1 pseudogene is annotated in these 323 nt (G+C 72.1%); it reads left to right on the top strand.

Going from position 1 to position 323, the window contains the following annotated elements:
* Positions 1–241: pseudogene (locus FNH21_RS17340) on the top strand (mannitol dehydrogenase family protein); the annotation flags it as partial.
* Between the last annotated feature and the right edge of the window lie 82 nt (positions 242–323).

The following is a 323-nucleotide window of genomic DNA, read 5'->3' as shown; positions in this document are numbered from 1 at the left end:
CGGTGCGGACCTTCCGGCCCGCGCGGTCTTCGCCAACACGGCCGTCGACCGGATCGTCCCGAACCAGGCCGAGGGCCAGGGGCTCGACGTGACGGTGGAGACCTTCTTCGAGTGGGTCATCGACCGCACGCCGTTCGCGGGCCGGGCTCCGGAGATCCCCGGGGCCACCTATGTGGACGACCTCGCCCCGTACATCGAACACGGATTCCGGCCGGCTGTGGCGTGTCACGCCCGCCACGCTCGAGGACGGGACCGAGGATGCCGGCGGCAGCACGGCCCGTGTCAGGGTGCTCGCCGCCGACGGACTCACCCTTACCGCGGTG

Origin of the sequence: Arthrobacter bussei, from assembly GCF_009377195.2 — a bacterium.
In the GTDB taxonomy this organism is placed as follows: domain Bacteria; phylum Actinomycetota; class Actinomycetes; order Actinomycetales; family Micrococcaceae; genus Arthrobacter_D; species Arthrobacter_D bussei.
The sequence above is the reverse complement of the archived record's forward strand: the minus strand, read 5'-3'. Positions and strand labels throughout refer to the sequence as shown.